This is a genomic window from Pseudomonas germanica (assembly GCF_019614655.1).
Classification (GTDB): Bacteria; Pseudomonadota; Gammaproteobacteria; order Pseudomonadales; family Pseudomonadaceae; genus Aquipseudomonas; species Aquipseudomonas neuropathica.
In genome coordinates, this window is the sequence record NZ_CP071586.1 from 1,394,566 (window position 1) to 1,409,624 (window position 15,059).

At 59.1% G+C, this 15,059-nt stretch carries 10 protein-coding genes; 1 reads left to right on the top strand and 9 read right to left on the bottom strand.

The features are described 5' to 3' along the window. Positions 1-255: 255 nt before the first annotated feature. From J0G10_RS06035 to yaaA, 9 genes are all read right to left on the bottom strand, one after another. Complete coding sequence (locus tag J0G10_RS06035) at positions 256-1,380, bottom strand: mannuronate-specific alginate lyase (protein ID WP_095125434.1); 1,125 nt, start codon at positions 1,378-1,380, stop codon at positions 256-258. 8 nt (positions 1,381-1,388) lie between these two features. Beyond that, positions 1,389-2,849, bottom strand: a complete 1,461-nt coding sequence (locus J0G10_RS06040; RefSeq protein WP_220557956.1) for an alginate O-acetyltransferase — start codon at positions 2,847-2,849, stop codon at positions 1,389-1,391. A 10-nt stretch (positions 2,850-2,859) separates the two neighbouring features. Further along, positions 2,860-4,431 (bottom strand): mannuronan 5-epimerase AlgG, encoded by a 1,572-nt coding sequence (algG, locus tag J0G10_RS06045; RefSeq protein WP_095050990.1) that lies wholly within the window; start codon positions 4,429-4,431, stop codon positions 2,860-2,862. 26 nt (positions 4,432-4,457) lie between these two features. Beyond that, complete coding sequence (locus J0G10_RS06050; protein WP_095050981.1) at positions 4,458-5,939, bottom strand: alginate export family protein; 1,482 nt, start codon at positions 5,937-5,939, stop codon at positions 4,458-4,460. Next, positions 5,936-7,447 (bottom strand): alginate biosynthesis TPR repeat lipoprotein AlgK, encoded by a 1,512-nt coding sequence (gene algK / locus J0G10_RS06055; protein ID WP_245398024.1) that lies wholly within the window; start codon positions 7,445-7,447, stop codon positions 5,936-5,938. Before algK ends, J0G10_RS06050 begins: the two co-directional genes overlap by 4 nt. A gap of 9 nt (positions 7,448-7,456) precedes the next feature. After that, positions 7,457-8,626: an alginate biosynthesis protein Alg44 gene (locus J0G10_RS06060; RefSeq protein ID WP_007914303.1), complete on the bottom strand. Its 1,170-nt coding sequence runs from the start codon at positions 8,624-8,626 to the stop codon at positions 7,457-7,459. A gap of 35 nt (positions 8,627-8,661) precedes the next feature. Continuing rightward, positions 8,662-10,143: a mannuronan synthase gene (gene alg8, locus J0G10_RS06065; RefSeq protein WP_371857746.1), complete on the bottom strand. Its 1,482-nt coding sequence runs from the start codon at positions 10,141-10,143 to the stop codon at positions 8,662-8,664. 228 nt (positions 10,144-10,371) lie between these two features. Further along, the gene (locus J0G10_RS06070) at positions 10,372-11,688 is read right to left on the bottom strand and encodes a nucleotide sugar dehydrogenase (protein WP_095050978.1); all 1,317 of its coding nucleotides are present in this window, start codon (positions 11,686-11,688) and stop codon (positions 10,372-10,374) included. An 809-nt stretch (positions 11,689-12,497) separates the two neighbouring features. Then, positions 12,498-13,277 carry a peroxide stress protein YaaA gene (gene yaaA, locus J0G10_RS06075; RefSeq protein ID WP_095050977.1) on the bottom strand — a complete coding sequence of 260 codons (780 nt, stop codon included), beginning with the start codon at positions 13,275-13,277 and terminating at the stop codon, positions 12,498-12,500. A 312-nt stretch (positions 13,278-13,589) separates the two neighbouring features. Between yaaA and J0G10_RS06080 the strand changes: the two genes are divergently transcribed. Beyond that, positions 13,590-14,729: a polysaccharide deacetylase family protein gene (locus tag J0G10_RS06080; RefSeq protein WP_425355397.1), complete on the top strand. Its 1,140-nt coding sequence runs from the start codon at positions 13,590-13,592 to the stop codon at positions 14,727-14,729. Positions 14,730-15,059 lie beyond the last annotated feature (330 nt).

Here is a 15,059-nt window from a genome sequence, read left to right on the forward strand (position 1 = left end):
AAACGGTGTTTCTGTCAGGGTTGTGCCGGGCCTTGAAAACTTGCCCTCACCCCCCGCCCTCTCCCGGAGGGAGAGGGAGCCTGATCTCCATGGTTTTCAAAAATGGAGATCGACTCGGTATTTCTGTGCAGCCTGATCTCGGTTGTTTTTCAACGCCTGAGATCAACTCGGTATTTCATTTCGGCGTAACTCGTACAACCACCTCGGTCAGTCCCCTCTCCCTTTGGGAGAGGGTTAGGGTGAGGGGCTTTTGCTTTATGAGCCTTTGTTGCCCTTCTCATGCGATGGGTCGTAGACCTTGGTCAGGTCGCCGCCGAGGCGGAAGGTCTTGAACGGCTGCATGCCGTGCTTCTTCTCGATCACATCAGGCGCACAGGTGTAGAGCGTGCAGAACGGTTCGAGCCAGGCGAATTTCATGTCCTCTTTCAGATCGGTCATGTCCTGCTCTTTGCCGTTCTTCTTCTCGAATTCGTCCGGGTCTTTCACCCCCGACAACACTCGATCACCGAGACGTTTCAGCGCGCTGTTGTTCTCCTGACGCAAATCAACGCCGTTGACCTGGGCGAAACTGGCGATCATCGCCAACGGCGGCAGGGCGTAGTTGTGATAGGCGAGGGCGCGTTGCTGGCGCTTGAGTTCGTTCGGCAGGAAGCCGTCTGCATCGACTTGGTTGACGCCAACCTTGTATTCCTTCACTGCCCAGTCAAACAGGTCGCGGCGGTTGGTCGCGATCGAGGTCGCCATCACCGACCAGGCGGCCCAGTACGAGTGGTTGTTGGTTTTTTCCAGCGGCAGGTTGTCCCAATCGCTGACGACCTGATCGGCCATTTTGCTGAACCACGCCTCGATCAACTGCGCTTCCTGCTGATGCTGGGCCAGTGGGTGCGAGTCGGAGAACTTCAGGCGAATGTACGAAGACGCCATGCTGCCCAGCGCCCATTTGCGCATCGACTTGCCGGTGTGGTTGAAGTCCTTCGACATCAACGCATCGGCCTTGGCCCACGCGGTCAGCCAATTGAGCGTGCAATCGAGCTGCTCCGGGCGACCGTCGCGCATGAACTGCATCACCCGTTTGGCGGTGCCGCGTTCCAGCGTGGTGATGTCTTTGGTGGTGTCGCGAAAGGCTTTTTCCGACTGCACGTTCAGCGTCGCGCGGGCCTTGTCCGAACCTTCGTATTTGCTGCGAAATTGCAGCGGCCCGGTGTACGGCGTCGGCATCGCATCGCAGCCTTCGCTTTTGTCACCGGTCTTGAATTTATCCACAGGCGCGAAATAGCCCTGGGGTGGACGCAGTGGCGCGGCGGCCTGCGCGGTGCCGGCGAAGATCGCCAGCCCGAGCAGCGTCGGCGCTAAAAGAGTTTTCAGTTTCGAGTTTCGCATAGCAGACCTCATTGCCCGACCTGAGCGGTTTGTTGCCCAGCGCCCGGGAATACGTTGCGTTTGCAGATTTTCGCTTCGACTTTCTGTGGCGCGGTGCCCGCTTCCGGGCCCTGGACTTCGACCGCCAGCAGGTTTTGCGAGGCCCAGTCTTCGTCCGTGCGCAGCTCAAAGGCGAAACGACCGTCGGTGTCGGAGGTTTCCGGTTTCTCGATCTTGATGTCCTCGTGGCGACCGTTCATGTACCAGAGGGTGGCTTGCAGGGTTTTCACCGAAGGGTCGGCGAAGCGGATGTCGACCTGATGGCTGCTGTTCTGCAGGTTCAGGTTCTTGCTGTTGACCAGCAGTTCTTGTTTGCTGCCCGGCTTGAGCGTGGTGCTCGCGGACATTTGCGCGTCTTTGCCTTCGCAGCCGTTGTCGAGAAGAGACATCATCTGGCGATAGATGGTTTCCTGGTCGAGGCGGTACAGCGGCGAGAATTCCCAGATGAGAATTTTCGGCGGGGTCTTCTGGAATTCGTCGCTGCCCAGGTACTGCAACATCGAACCTTCCAGACCACCGCCGGGGAAGGCGACGTTGAGAATGTCGGCGCCGATGGCTTGTTCGAGGAAACCGGCGAAGTTGTAGTTCTTGCCGCTGTGCGAAGTACCGACGAGGGTGATTTGCGGGTTGCCGGAATCGCCGAACAGATCGCCGTCGCCTGCTTCGCCCTTAGGCTCGGTGGTGAATTGATCCATGTACTGGATCGCGTAACTGGTGCCGCACAGTTGCCCGGCCATGTTGTGCAGGGTACCGGTCTTGCCCATGCGCCCGGAGCGCTTGGTTTCGAATTCACGCTTGGGAATGTCGGCGAAGGCCGGAATCTGCTTGACCTTCTCGGCAACGATTTTCGCCGTGCGCTGTGCGCCGTAAGGGGTCCAGTGCTGGTCGCCGCGGAAGTAGAAATCGTGGGCGGGCAGGGTGTCCGGCAGCGATTCGTTGGTCAGCGGCGACAGGTCTGGCACCACGTAACCCATCTTGGCGAAACGGCCGAGCATGGTCTTGTAGTTGCCCAGCGCTTTCTCGTAATCGAACGCGGCTTTTTCCTGCGGGTTGAGCTTGTTGCGGTTCACCAGGCCACGGGTCGGCTGGTAAACGATCACCAGCTCGACGCCTTTGGCTTTGAACGCATCGTGCAGTTGTTGCAGGCGTTTGTAGCCGGCCGGGGTGGTGTTGAACTCGGTACGCAGGTCTTCCTGCGTCCGGAACAGCCAGTCACCTTGCGCCTGCACCAGGGTGGTGAAGTTCTGCTGATAACGCGTGGTGTAGTTCTTCGCGTCATGGGCGGCCGGGCACAGGTTGCAGCACGGTTCGGCGCTGAACTTCGGTGGCGTGGCGGCGGCGCCTTCATCGGCGCGCGCACCGTTGCTGGCCGCGAGAATGCCCACGGTCAGGGCCGACAGGCTGAGTAATCTGATCAAGTGTGGGTGCATAAAATTATCCTCAGTCCTGCATTTCGGTCTGGCGTTCGACAGGGTCGATCAGCACGGCTTTCTGCTGGCGCACCAGCAGGTCGAGAATTTCATCCTGGCGCTCGCCGAGGATGCCGTTGAAGCTGATGCCGCTGGATTTGGTCGGCGCCAGCATCGACACGCGATACAGCTCGACACTCAAAGGCGAATCGATCGACAGCGGGCCGCTGCCATTGGCCGCCAGTTCACCGCCAACGACGATCAGCGACACCTGCGCATCGAACGGGTCGAGCTTGATGTCACGGTCGGTGTCGGTGAGGTCTTTGATGTGGCCGTAAACACCGGTCAAACCGTTGGCCATGGCGACGTTTTCGTAGAGGCGGATGTTCACGCTGTTACGAATACGGATGCCGTGACGCTTGTTGCTGATGACCTTGTTGCCCCACAGCAGGTTGTCGGCAGACTCGTAGAGGGTGATGCCGTCGGTGTGGTTCTTGTAGATCTCGTTGTAGGCAATGATGTTGTTGACGCTGTTACGGTCGATCACCAGGCCCGAGAGTTTGTTGTCGTAGCTTTTGTTGTTGAAGATGAAGCTGTCGTTGACCTCACGGGAAATAATGATCCCGTGCTTCTTCTTCGTACCGTACACGGTGTTCTCGGCAATGATCAGGCCGTGGGAACGGTCGTGTGGATCGATGCCGTAGACGATGTTGTCTTTGTAGGTGTTGCCCTTGACCACAAAGTCGCGGGTCTCGTAGCAGTAGAAGCCGTACCACATGTCGGAGAACTCGGAGCCGACGATCCAGCCGGTCGGTTCAGGACGCTTGAGCACCTTGGCCATGTTCGGCGTGTACTGGGAAATACTCACCCCGTACGACTTACTGTTGGCGTAACCGAAACTGGCCATCTTGCTGTTGACGATGTAGGTCTCGGTGCCACCCCAGGCGAGCAGGAACGGACGGAATTCCTTCGGCGAACGGAAGGTCGCCGGGCCGTTGTCCTGTTCGCGCCAGCCTGTGACTTTGGTGTCACGCACAAACAGTTGGCCGTCGTTGACCATGAATGCACCGGCCTCTTGCGACAGGCGCAGTTCCTGGGTCTGACCGTCGATTTCGAGGATGCCTTTACGGCCGACGACGATCGGCAGCTTCGACAGGTACACGCCCGGCGAGGTCTCGCTGAAGTACTGCTTGGGCAGTTTCTGCGCCAGGTCCTTGAGGTTCATGTAGCCGTCATCGACGAAGATCGCCTGGGGGATGCCGTGCTGACGCACCACCCATTCGGCCATCTTGTTGTCGCCGCCGATAAAGTCCTTCAGCGCGTCTTCCTGCATCATCCGGCGCACGCTGACTTTGCCTGCTTTGCTGCGGACGATTTTCGCCGCAGCGGCTTCGGCGGTGTAGCCGGAAATGTCCGGCAGTTTCGGCGCGGCCAGGTTCAGCGCTTCGGTCGGCGCGCTGCTGACCGTGTAGGTCTTGGCTTGTTGCAGCTCTTTCGCGGTGGTCACCGGTTTAACCGGCTCCACAGTCGCGAAGGTGCTGGCGCTGGCCAGCAGCATCGCGCCGGCCAGCAGGCTGAGTGAGCCTGTCCTGGTGCTGATCATGTCGGGCACTCCCTTGGCGGTTTGCATCAGAAGCGCCAGATCACGTCGATGAACGCGCGGTGCATGTACGAATCAACCTGCTTGCCGTAGGCATCGCCCGGTTTGAACACACCGCCACGGAAACGCACCAGGGCCGATGGCTCGTCGATCGACTGGCTCAACGCCGCCGGCAACAGGCCTTGCTTGAAGTACTTGGTGACGACCAGGTCCATCTCCTGACCCAGATCCTTGTTGCCGTCTTCAAGCGGCAGCGAGGTGCTGGAGAGGATCGCGCCGGTGGCGTCGTCGGTGTTGTTTTCCACGGCGTTGATGCCGTTGCTGCCCACGGGCTTGTTGCCGTCGACACGCCAGAACTTGTGGTAGATCAGGCTGGCGTCGTACTCGTCGTTGACCATCCACGAACCGAACAGGGTTGCGGTCTGCATGTTGTTCATTTCGCCGCGGAAGGCTTCGCCGAAACGGTGCACACGCGAGCGCGTACCGGTGTAGTTGGAGCGGTTGCTCTCCAGACCGTTCTGTTCGTAATCGGCGCTGGCGCGGGCATACGCACCGCCGACTTGCCATTGCGGATCGAGGCGCAGGCGCACACCGATGTCGGTGGCCCAACCGTTGACGTCATCACTACGCTTGGCTTGCGCCGGACGCGAGCCATCGGCGTTCAAGGCGTTGACCGTATCGCGGTCGCCGCTCATGCCGGTGATGCTGCCCCAGTAGTTGACGGTGTTGGTGTTGCGCCAGTTGTAGGCGTCGCTGTCAGCGGTCAGGCCGAGCCAGCTGACGTCGCCGTTCTCGGTTTTATCCAACGAATCGCGCGCTACGCCCGGCTCGGCGTAATCGAGTTTGCCGTCATCATGGGTGTGGTGACCGCGAATGCCGACCCAGTTGCCCGGCGTCCACTGATAGGCGGCATCGGCGTAGGCGTGCAGGCGATCCTTGTCTTTCGGCGCCAGCTCTTTCAAGTCGGTGCGGTATTCGCTGAAGCGTTCGGCCACACCGGCGTTGGCGCGCAACAGGGTGGTGTCGAAGGTCCAGTTCAGCGCTTCGATGTTGGTGTCGCGCCATTGGCCGTCGTCATTGCGCAGACGCTGGCGACCGAACTTGAGCATCTCGCCCGGGTACGGGGTGAGGCCGCTGTAGCCGACCCAGAACTCGCGCATCGCCAGGTAGTTTTTCTTGGTTTTGCGATCACTGTTGTCGGTGGCTTGTTCACCGTCGGATTGTTGCAGGGTGTCGGTTTCGATGATGTCGGTCGAGGTCACGGCCTGGCCCATGGCGTAGGCGCTCCACGCGCCGCTTTCGCCGTAGATCCACGGACGCAGGTCGAGGCCGACGCCGTTGACGTCGCCGCCCTTGGCGGTGCCGAGGTCACGGTCGTCTTCGGACTGGCCGGTGACTTTCACTTCAAGGCCGAAGTTCTTGGTTTCAGTCATCGCGGCCAGTGTCGGGCAAGACCAGATCAGCGCGAACGAAAGGCCAATGCCGGCCTTCACGAATGGATTCAACTTCATAATTTTTCCTCGCCGTCTTCTTCTTGCAGGGCGTGCAGTTGCAGCGTGTTCGGGTTCAGAGCGCCACGGCTGGCTTGCTCTTGTTGCAGCAGACGTTGGGCTTCGGCCAGACGCTCGGGCGGCAGTTGCGCGGCGAGGGTGGTCGCCAGCTCATCGGCTTGCGGGGTGTTTTGTGCTTTGGCCAATTGGCTGAACACGTAGGCGTTGAGCGGGTCGGGCTTGGTGCCCTTACCTTGGGAAAACAGCTGGGCGATGGCGAAGTCGGCGCTGTTCTGGCCGTTGCGCGCAGCGGTCAGCAAGTGATCGAGCGCCTTCTGCGGGTAGACCTTGCCGAGGTAACCACGACGATAGATCTGGCCGAGGTAGTAGTCGGCGGCGACTTCGCGGCCGACGGCTTTCTGGAAGTGTTCTTCGGCGACTTTCGCGTCGGCCGGGACCAGTTTGCCTTCGTAGTAGAGCTTGCCCAGCAACAGCTCGGCGCGTGGCTGGTCGGCGGCGCGGCCGTTGTCGAGGTACTTCATCATCTGGTCGACGTCGCCCAGTTCCGGGTAGTCGTAGAGCAGTTGTGCGAGGGTCACCCACGACGCCGGGTAACCCGGAGCGATCGGCTCGAGCAACGACTGCGCGGTTTTCTCGTCAGTCTTGCCGAGGGTCGAATCGGCCAATACACGGGCCACGGAATCGACACGCTGCGCGGTGACCGTGCCACGGCTGTAACCGGCCTGCATCTGCTTGATCAGCTCGGCCTGCTGCTCTGGCTGGGCACGTTTCTGATAGACCGTGGCCAGTTCGAGGTTGCAGATGTCGGTGGTGTTGAGCGCGGCTTTGCAGATCTTTTCCACGTCATCCAAGTGCTGGTCGTAAGTGCCCTGAGTGCGATACAGCAGCACCTGCGCCAGACCCGCTTCCGGGTAACCGGATTTGCGCCACTGATCGATCTGCTGCTGGGCGTTGATGTTGGGGAAGCTGTGCGGGTATTGCAGGTACAGCATCGCCAGCGGGATCAACGTGTTGCCTTCGCCATTGGCGGCGGCTTTTTTCAGCAGGCTTTCGGCTTCGTGATGCTCCGCTTCGGTGGAACCCGGCTTGGCCACCAGCAAGCGGCCGAGACGCGCCTGAGCACGCGGCGAAACACTGGCGGCGGCGCGGTAAGTCGCTTCGGCCTGTTTCATTTGCACAGGGTCGCGGCTGTCGACCTGGATATCGGCGAGGCCGACTTGCGCTTCGCTGTAACCGAGATCGGCCAGTTGCTGATAATTCTGCGCAGCGGTGGCGGTGTCGCCACGTTTGAGCGCTTCGTTGGCCAGACGCTGATCGGGCAGGCCGGCACAACCGGCCAGACTCACCGCCAGCGCCAGCGAGCACACCACATGAACTCTGTGGGAGCTGGCTTGCCAGCGATTCAGGCGACTCGGTACATCAGACATACCGCGCTGATCCAATCGCTGGCAAGCCAGCTCCCACAGGGATCGCGGTGTTTTCAGGATGGGTGGAGTAGTCACAGGCATGTCCTCGACTTAAAGACCGGCAGCCATGGCTTTGTCGATCAGCCAGTTCAGGTTCGGGCCACGGTCGCTGTTCACTTCCACCGGGCGGCCGGCCAAGCTGCTGTCGAGCGGCTCGTCAGGCTGGATCTGTACGCGGATGTCGGAGGACAGGTCGGCGCTTTTCAGGCTGGTGCTGCTGACGATCTTGCCGGTGCGGGTCTTGTCTTCGCCGGCGATCTGGAAGCTCACCGGGGTGCCCGGACGCACGTCGCCGAACTGGCGATAGGAGAAGCGCGCATCGACGGTGGCCTGGGTGTTGCGCGGCACCAGTTGGAAGATCACGTCGCCTTTGCTCGCGTACTGACCGTCAGCCACCAGTTGCTGGGCCACGGTGCAATCGCATGGCGAGGTCAAGGTGCCGGTCATTTGCTTGCCGAACAGTTCTTCAACCTTGGCCGGGGACAGTTGATCTTCTTCCAGATGACCCTTGAGCACGTCGAGCATGCTGGTGCTGAAGGTCGCCAGTGGCGCGCCTTTGGCTGCAACGCCGTCGGACTTGACCAGGCTCTGCACGGTGCCGTCACGCGGCATGGTGATGTTCATCCCCGGCACACTGACCAGACCGGCCTGTGCGTGGCTGACGAAGTACATGCCGTACACCGATTTGAAAATGAAACCCGCCGCGACCAGACCGACCGCGAAGATACCGGCGCTGAACGTCACCGCTTTCAGGCGCCCGAACGGAGTCATGCCGGAGCCGCCGTCCTTGACCTTGCGCGCTTTGGTGAAGTTGTCGCGCTGCAGGGTCGCCAGCACTTCACCGATGCTGACGATGTCGCCGGCCAGGTGCGAGGTGATCAAGTGGCGCAGGGTGGAAATATCCTGCGGTTCCAGATTCTGGAACTGGCAGCCGGCGCGGCCGGTCTGGCGGTCGAAGGAACGCACCTGCAATTCAACGTCCATGGCGATGCCGAGGTTGTCGATGACGAATTGCAAACGCGCCTTGTACACCTGGCCAATGGTCAGCGGCAGTTGCCCGGCGTTGAACGCCAGACCACCGGCAGACAGGTCGATGACCCGCGCTTCGACCGGCGTCCGGTCAGGACCGAAGAAGCGCAGTTTGGCCGGGATTTTCACGCGGGCGTGTTGGCGCTGGGCTTCGGATTCATGCACTACGTTGGCGTTGACGGCGGTATTCATAGGGGCGATTTCCTTGTTAATTCAATAGGGGCGGGTCAGACCATCATCAGCAGCACGGCGACAAAAATGCTGCCGGCGGAGAAGGTCATGGTCCGAGACGACCAGGTGTTGAACCAACGTTGAAAGCTGGCGAGATCACGGGTCAGGGATGTGGGTTGGCGAGTCCAGGATTGTTGGTCGAGGCGGAAGAACACGTAAATCTTCACCAGCGCACCGACGATCTGGTTGTAATACAGAATCGCTGGGTAAGCCGGGCCGATCCGGTGACCGGAACACGACAACAGCAACGTCAGGATCAGGCGGGTGATGCCGATCCACAGCAGGTAAACCAGGATGAACGCGGTGCCGTACTTGAAGCTGGCGATCATCGCCACGGTCAGGCCAAGCAAGGAGGTCCACATCGATACGCGCTGATCGAACAGCACCACCGAGGTGAAGGCGCCGAGGCGTTTCACACCCAGGCCCAGTGCTCGCGAGTTCTGGCGCAGGTTGTTGCCGTACCAGCGGAACATCAGTTTGCGGCTGGCCTTTATGAAGCTTTTTTCCGGTGGGTGTTCAACGGTGTTGATCGCCGCGTCAGGCACGTAGAAGGTGTCGTAACCGAGGCGCATCAAGCTGAACCAGCTCGACTTGTCGTCGCCGGTCAAAAACTTGAAGCGGCCTAGACGCCAGTGTTGTAGCGAGTCGCTTTCCACGTCGGCGATGAATTCCGGGTTGGTCACCACGGTGGCGCGAAACACCGACATACGACCGGTCATGGTCAGCACGCGTTTGGACAGGGCCATCGAGCACATGTTGATGTGGCGCTGGGCGAAACGCAGCTTGTGCCATTCGCTCATGATGTAGCCGCCGCGCACTTCGCAGAACTCGTTGGTGGTCAGGCCGCCGACGTTGCCGAACAGCTGGAACCACGGCACGGTCTTGCGCACGGTGCCTTCGCCGAGCACGGTGTCGCCATCGATCACGGCGACCACGGCGCGGTCGTCCGGCAGGTGGCGGGAAATCGCGCGGAAACCATAGGCCAGGCCATCACGTTTGCCGGTGCCGGGAATGCGCACGAAGTCGAGCTTCACACGGTCTGGCGGATTCATCCGTGCCCACAATGCCTTGACCAGCAGTTCATCGGACATTTCGACGATCGAGCAGACCACGGTGGTCGGCAGTTCGCAGTCGATGGCTTCGCGGATCACTGAGCTGTAGACCTGCGCGGTGGTGAGCGCGTCGATACGGAAACTGGTGACCATCAGGAACACATGCGACGGGTCTGCCGCCTTACCCAGCTTGCGCACTTTGCGGCGCAGGTGCGGGTAAACGATGTAGAGAAAAATCATGCCGCGCACAAAGTGCGTTGCACCCATCGAGTAGCGCCAGATACCCACGGCGCCAATCAGGAAAATGAAGTCCTTCGACTCGGAGTCGAATGTGGATGTGGGCAGCATCAAGGCCAGGCCCATCAACAAACTTAGGTAAAACAGCCAACCGGCGGCCTGAAGTAGGCCGTGCTTTAGCCTGTGCATAATCTGCATCCGTCTCTATCTCGGGCCGGGCCCGATGGGGTTAAGGCAGGCTTATCGATGCCCCCTGTAGGAGCTGCCGAAGGCTGCGATCTTTTGATTTTCCTGGGTTCACTCGGATCTCAAGTGTTCCCGGAAAGATCGCAGCCTCGTTTCACTCGACAGCTCCTACAACGGGTTCACACAGTGGTTGCGTGGCGTCGCGGTGTGCGGCGCCGCGCAACGTCTGCTTTACCAGCAGATACCCTCGGTGCGCTTACCAGCGTCGGTGGCTTTGGCCATGAAGCCCACCAGGTCGATGACCTGTTTGCCGTGCGGTGCTTCCTGAGCCAGCGAGCGGAATTTCTCGTCGCGGTTGCCGAGGATGATCACGTCGGAGTTGTCGATCACCGAATCGAAGTCCGAATTGAGCAGGGACGACACGTGCGGGATTTTCGACTCGATGTAGTCTTTGTTCGCGCCGTGAACACGGGCGTACTCGACGTTGCTGTCGTAGATGCTCAGGTCGTAACCCTTGCCGATCAGCATCTCGGCCAGTTCTACCAGTGGGCTTTCGCGCAGGTCATCGGTGCCGGCCTTGAAGCTCAGGCCGAGCAGGGCGACTTTACGTTTGTCGTGGCTTTCAACGATGTCGAAGGCGTTCTGTACTTGCGATTCGTTGCTGCGCATCAGCGAGTTGAGCAGCGGCGCTTCGACGTCCAGCGAACCGGCGCGGTAGGTCAGCGCACGCACGTCTTTCGGCAGGCACGAACCGCCGAAGGCGAAGCCAGGGCGCATGTAGTACTGGGACAGGTTGAGGGTCTTGTCCTGGCAGACCACTTCCATCACCTCCCGGCCATCGACGCCGACCGCTTTGGCGATGTTGCCGATCTCGTTGGCGAAGGTCACTTTGGTCGCGTGCCAGACGTTGCAGGTGTACTTGATCATCTCGGCAACGGCGATGTCCTTGCGGATGATCGGTGCGTCGAGTTCTTCGTACAGCGATTGCAGAACGTCGCCCGAAGCCTTGTCGAACTCGCCGATGACGGTCATCGGTGGCAGGTCGTAGTCGGCAATGGCGGTGGATTCACGCAGGAATTCCGGGTTGACCGCAACGCCGAAGTCGACGCCAGCCTTCTTGCCCGAGCAGTCTTCGAGAATCGGGATCACCACGTTGGCCACGGTGCCCGGCAGCACGGTGCTGCGCACGACGATGGTGTGGCGGGTGGTTTTTTCACGCAGGACAAAACCGATCTCGCGGCATACCGCTTCGATGTAGTTCAGTTCGAGGTCGCCGTTCTTTTTGCTCGGCGTACCCACGCAGATCATCGACAGGTCGGTGTCGCGAATCGCCTCGGCGAAGTTGGTCGTGCCACGCAGACGACCGGTCTGGATACCCTGTTGCAGAAGTTCGCCCAGGCCGGGTTCAACAATCGGCGACTTGCCGGCGTTGATCATGTCGATCTTGTCTTTGGCAACATCGACGCCAACTACGTCATGGCCCCGTGCAGACAGGCAACCGGCACATACTGCGCCAACGTAACCCAAACCAAATATGCTGATGCGCATCGCAATTACCTCTGTATATATCAGGCCTTAGAGGCCGGAGTTAATGGTGTTCAGCGTTTATTAGTGCACTCGAAAGTGCGGCACACAGGCGCCACAGTGCCGTGTGCAGGCATACTAAGTTTCGAGTGTCTAAATAAGTGCACTCAAGATGTGCGCAACCAGGCCTTGTTGTTATGACTTGCCCTGTTATGCAGCCGATCCTCTTTGGAGAAGACTCTTGTGCAATCGTCTTGCGCGCTTGATGTCAGGAGGAAAGTCCTGTAAATCAAGCGGTTGGGTGCTCAGGCGAGCACGTTTATTAGGGCGCGGCCATGGCCTTTGTAGGGGATATAGATGGTGCGTATCTCCTGTCCATCGTCTGTTTTGAGACTAGTTAGTCATCTAGGCAAGTTGCTGTGACAACTTGGTTACATGGCTATCTGCTCTGCGTAAGTTATCTCGTACAAACTCGGCGAGAATCGTTACCGGTGGTATGAGCTATGCATTTGGACGAAGTTCCTGTCCGCTCATCGCGAAATCTGAAATTTCTTGAAATATTGTCAGAGATGGCACTAGTCTCAATTTGATAGCACTTTCGTTTTCGACCTTTAATAACAGGCGAAAAATCACGTTAGATAGTTTTGTGCCACTACGCTGAAAAAAGTTAGGTGCCACTACTGAAAAAAATGATCAGTGTCGAGTGAAACTAATCTTAGAAAAGACAGGGAGGATTTTCTGGCGCCATTAAAATGGCGAAAAGGTGCGAGGGTTTTTTGACATCGTGCGAGCTGCACGACTCTTTATAGAAAGAGTCGTGCATTGGGCATGCATTATTCCGGGGCGTGGTCGCGCAAAAACACCAGATTGTCGGGTTTCGACTGTTCGACGCTGTAGCGATAACCCTGCACATCGAACTGTTTGAGCTGGGCCGGATCGTTGATCTTTTCCTGGATCACGAAACGGCTCATCAGGCCCCGGGCTTTTTTCGCGTAGAAGCTGATGATCTTGTACTGGCCGTTCTTCTGGTCCTTGAACTCGGTGTTGATGATCCGCGCGTTCAGGGCTGTGCGTTTCACCGCCGAAAAGTACTCATTGGAGGCGAGGTTGAGCAGCACGTCGTCGCCTTGATCGGCCAGCGCTTCATTGAGCCATTCGCTGATGCGCGTACCCCAGAAGGCGTACAGGTCTTTGCCACGGGCGTTGGCCAGTTTGGTGCCCATTTCCAGACGATAGGGTTGCATCAGGTCGAGCGGGCGCAGCAGCCCGTAGAGACCGGAGAGCATGCGCAGGTGTTTTTGCGCGTAATCGAAATCGGTTTCGCTGAAGGACTGTGCGTCGAGACCGGTGTAGACGTCGCCCTTGAACGCGAGCAGTGCCTGTTTGGCGTTGTCTGGCGTGAACGCGGGCGTCCAGCTGCCGAAGCGCGCGGCGTTGAGTCCACCGATTTTGTCTGACACGTGCATCAGTTCGCTGATCTGCGCCGGGGTCAGGTCGCGCAGTTGCTGGATCAGTTCCTGGGAATGGTCGAGGTATTGCGGCTGAGTGAAGCGCTGGGTCGCCGGCGGTGTTTCGTAATCGAGGGTCTTGGCGGGGGAAATCACCATCAGCATGAAGTCGTCTCCTTTAATCGTGGGGGCGATTCTAGGGGGTTGTCGGTGTTGACTCCAGCTATGGGGGTTATAGGTATGGGTAAGCTCGGGCATTTGCGACGGCTGGTGGATTTTTCCCTCACCCCAGCCCTCTCCCAGAGGGAGAGGGAGCCGATCTCATTGATTTCAAAATTTGAGTGCGACTCGATAGTTCAGATTGGCGGATATCGAAAGCGATACTCGGTCAGCTCCCTCTCCCCCCGGGAGAGGGCTGGGGTGAGGGCGGCGTCCTTCAGCCTTGCACATCAGCTATAGTGCCGCGCGGGTTTTGTTATGGAGACATCCCTTTTGCGCATTGTTCTTTTATTCACCGCGTGGCTGTTGAGCTTCGGTGCCGTCGCGGCGCCGGGCGATGTGGCGACGATGGATCGCAGCACCTGGCCGGAGCAGCTTAGCAACCCGACCCTGTTTGACGTGGCGTCACGGGCGGAAATCCTGATGTTCGCCCGTGTCCTGCTGGGCACCGAGTCGATGGACGAGGCCGCTCTGACGCAGCGTCTAGGCTTGCGCACGGTCAATATCGATGCGGTCAACATTCTGCGCCAACGCCTCTGGCAGCGCCTGCTGGCCAACTACAACTTCGCCCAGCAAAGCTGCGATCAGGACGCCTCGTTCTGCTTCCTTGTAGAAGACTTGCCAACGCTGCGCGAGCAAGCTGCCAAGTTCGTCGTCAGTGACGACAGTTATTACACCAAGTGGGCCGAGCCGAGCCGGATCTTCCATGTGCAGTACCTCGACGAGTTGTTGCGCAAGGCCGCTTTGTCGCCGCAGAGCAGCAACGAATTCGATCGTTTCGGTGACTACGAGCGCAACGGCGACGCGATGCACGACCGGCTGTTCCTGCTGACCTTCGACAGCGCCGCCAATCTGCAACCGGACAACTCCGGCTGGCTCACCGAATACCTGCGCAAATCGAACCTGAGCGGCACGTTCTTCGTGCTGGGCAAGGATATTCAGGCGCGGCTGGCCGATCGTTCGGTGAGCAGCCTGCAAGCGGGGTTCTCGAAACAGTGCGTTGGCGTTCAAGGTTGGGAGTTCCGCTCCCACAGCCACTGGCAGGACTGGCAGGATTCGGTGCGGCGTAGCGCTGATCTGGTGAAGAACAAGTTGCCGGAAAACTACGTGCCGCTGTTCCGTCCGCCGGAAGGGCAGCGCCGCAGCGATGCGCAAGGTTTCTTCAACACACAAGGCCTGCAAGTGGCGCTGTGGGACATCGATGCCCAGGACGGTGCCGGCAAACTCAAGGGCACAGCGAGCGCGCAGAGGGTACTGACCCTGATGCTGCTGTGGCGACACGGGGTGATCAATTTCAACATGAAACAGGACGCGGTGAAGACCTCGTTACCGTGGCTGATCACGCAAACCGCGCAGAGCGGTATCGGTTGGGAAGACTGTCAGGACGCTTTTCGCTGAGAAACGAAAAAAGCCCGGAAACATTGGGCTTGGGGCGATTTTTTTGAAGAAATCGATGCAGGCGGACTTCCGACTTTAGCGGGGTCTGGGCAGTCCGCCAAGGGCTTTTCGTCACTCTGCAAAATAAACTTAAAAAAACCGTCAAAGTACTTTTTTATGTCATCGGTTTTGGAGTATTACGAAGACAGACCGCCGAAACCTGCAACACAGGTGGCGTCTTCCAAGACCCGTTTGTTTGCAGTCACTTGAATCTCCGCAGGTGAGATTTCGGCAGTCACTTCGAGGCGCAGCACCGCTCAGGTATTGCGTCCAATGGCTCTGACAAAGGTG